At 75.5% G+C, this 2,664-nt stretch carries 3 protein-coding genes and 1 riboswitch; of the genes, 2 read left to right on the forward strand and 1 reads right to left on the reverse strand.

Features of this window, described 5'->3' with window-relative positions; all coding sequences use genetic code 11:
* On the reverse strand, positions 1-901 hold a 901-nt coding region (locus KBX39_RS28375), incomplete at its 3' end, for a DUF559 domain-containing protein (RefSeq protein WP_210873471.1).
* Positions 902-1,019: 118 nt separating this feature from the next.
* A riboswitch (TPP riboswitch) is annotated at positions 1,020-1,131 on the forward strand.
* On the opposite strand from KBX39_RS28375, the gene thiE reads away from it, so the two are divergent.
* Both thiE and KBX39_RS28385 read left to right on the forward strand, forming a co-directional pair.
* Complete coding sequence (gene thiE / locus KBX39_RS28380; RefSeq protein ID WP_210873472.1) at positions 1,126-1,752, forward strand: thiamine phosphate synthase; 627 nt, start codon at positions 1,126-1,128, stop codon at positions 1,750-1,752. Its footprint overlaps the riboswitch before it by 6 nt.
* A partial coding sequence (locus KBX39_RS28385; protein ID WP_210873473.1) for an FAD-dependent oxidoreductase occupies positions 1,746-2,664 on the forward strand: 919 nt, incomplete at its 3' end. The genes thiE and KBX39_RS28385, both read left to right, overlap by 7 nt.

A 2,664-nucleotide genomic window follows, 5' to 3' on the forward strand; every position in this document is an offset into this window, starting at 1 on the left:
CCTCGGTGGCACGACGTTCTGCCAAGGCCTGGCGCACCAGGGCCACTGTGGCGTCGGGCCGGCGTAGCACGTCGTCGGCGGTGAAGCGGAGCACGAGCCACCCGGCCGCGCGCAGCGCGTTCAGGCGAGCCACGTCCCGGCGGAAGTGAGCCCGTTCGCGGTGGTGGTCGCCGTCGTACTCGACCGCGATGCGGAGCGCCGGCCAGGCCAGGTCCACCCGGGCCACGAAGCGTCCACCGGCGCGTACCTCGTGCTGAGCGGTGAGCGGGCCGAGGCCGGCGTCGAGCAGGAGCAGCCGCAGGCGAGTCTCCATCGGGGACTCGCTCAACGGCTCGGCCAGCGCCAGCACCTCGCGCAACAGCGGAGCGCCCGGCCAGCCCGGCCGGGCGGCGGCGTAGGCCCGCAGGGCGGGCAGCTTCACGGCCCGGCGACGCAGCAGCGCCTCGACGGCGACCAACGCCTCGGCGAGTGAGCCCTGCCGGCCCAGGTCGAACGCCGTGCGAAGGGGCGTGGTGACCGGCAGCCCGCCGACGAGGGTGCGGTCCCGCTCCGGCAGCGGTGACCGGACCAACCGCAACCGTGGGTGCGGTCGCAGCCGCGCAGCAGTCGGCAACAGTACTGTCACCGGCGCGTCGCGGGGGAGCACGTCCGCGCCGAACAACCACGCGGCGCTGCGCCCCGCCAGCACGGCCCCCGGCGGCAGGCGCAACGCCACCGCCTCGCACCACATCCGGTGGTCGTCGGCGCGGTACCCGTCGCGGTGCACGTACACGTCCGGCAGCAGGCGGATCCAGGTCTGCCCGCGCAGCATCGTCCAGGTGAGTAGCCCTTCGGAGACGGCACGGCTGCCCCGGAACGGCAGGACCGCCAGGCGGCGGGGAACACGGGTGGGAACGGACATCCAGGCAGCGTGTCGTGACGGGACGGTCACCCGCTGCCCCGATCCGGTGGACGGCTGGTTCCTGGGAAAAACCTCACCCGGGCTTCCGTACGGGCGGGAGGCGTCGTACGGTAGGCCGCAAGTGACCCACGGGAGCCCGGTGCGGACCGGGCTGAGAGGGGGGCTGGGAGCCCCCGACCGTCGAACCTGATCCGGGTAATGCCGGCGCAGGGAGGAGCGTTGCCGTGCTGTCCCTGGGACGACTGCATCTCATCACCGACACCCGGCCGGGGCGTGACCCGCTCGCCGTGTTGCGTGCCGCACTGCCCGTGGCGGGCGCAGACCTCGTCGTGCAGGTGCGCGTGGAGGACGACGCCACCGACCGGGAGGTGTACGAGCTGGCCCGGCTGGTGGTCGACGCCTGCCGGCCGTACGGAGCACAGTGCCTGGTCAACGACCGGCTGCACGTGGCGCTCGCGGTGGACGCCGCCGGTGGCCACGTCGGCGCGGACGACCTGCCGGTGCGTGCCGCGCGCCGGGTGCTCGGACCGGACGCGGTGCTCGGGGCGACCGCCCGCGAACCGGTGACCGCCCGGGCCGCGGTGGACGCGGGCGCGAGCTACCTGGGCGTGGGCCCGTGCCACGTCACCACCACCAAGTCCGGCCTGCCGGAACCGATCGGCCCCGAGGGGATACGCGCGGTCGCGACGGCGGTGTCGGTGCCGGTGATCGCGATCGGCGGGGTGACCGCCGCGAGCGTGCCGGAGCTGCGGGCCGCCGGGGCGTACGGGGTGGCGGTGGTCGGCGCGCTCAGCGGGGCAGCCGATCCCGCGCACGCCACCGCCGAGCTGCTGCGGGCCCTGACGTGTTAACAGGGGGCCCTTCCTCTACCGGAGGCGTTAACAGGGGGCCCTTCCTTAACGACGTGGCGGTGGTGGGGGGCGGGCCTGTCGGGTGGGCGATCGCGTGGCGGTGCGCGCAACGTGGACTGCGCGTGGTGGTGCACGACGACCGGCCCGGGTCGGGTGCCTCGTCGGTGGCCGCCGGGATGCTGTCGCCGGTCGCCGAGGCGTACTTCGGTGAGCACGAACTCACCGCGCTGCTCGTCGAGTCCGCCGCCCGCTGGCCCGGCTTCGCGACCGAGCTGGCCGAGGCGAGCGGCGTCGACATCGGCTATCGCACCGAGGGCACGCTCGTCGTCGGGCTTACCGCCGACGACCTGGCCGAGGCGAGGCGGCTGTGGTCGTACCAGCAGGGCCTGGAACTGCCGATCACGCCGCTGCGCCCGTCGGAGCTGCGCGACCGCGAGCCGGCGTTGGCGCCGCGTGTGCGCGGCGGCGCGGTGGCCCCCGGTGATCACCAGGTCGACCCGCGCCGGCTGGTCGCGGCGCTGCGCACGGCCGCCGAGCAGGCCGGTGCGGCGCTGCGCCCGGCGCGCGTCGGCGCGCTGTCCGAGGTGGACGCGCGGGTCACAGTGGTCGCGGCCGGCTGCGGCGCGGCGGCGCTGACCGGCCTGCCGGTCCGCCCGGTGAAGGGCCAGGTGCTGCGGCTGCGCGCGCCGGGTGGCGGTCCGCCGGGCTTCCGGCACGTGATCCGGGGGTACGCGGACAGCGAGCCGGTCTACCTGGTGCCCCGGGACAGCGGCGAGGTCGTGGTCGGGGCGACGGTCGAGGAGCGCGCGGACACCGCTGTCACCGCCGGTGGCGTGCTGACACTGCTGCGCGCCGCCACGGAGCTGGTGCCGGAACTCGTCGAGTACGAGCTGGTGGAGGCAGTCGCCGGGC

Source organism: Micromonospora sp. D75, from assembly GCF_018070405.1.
GTDB lineage: Bacteria > Actinomycetota > Actinomycetes > Mycobacteriales > Micromonosporaceae > Micromonospora > Micromonospora chalcea.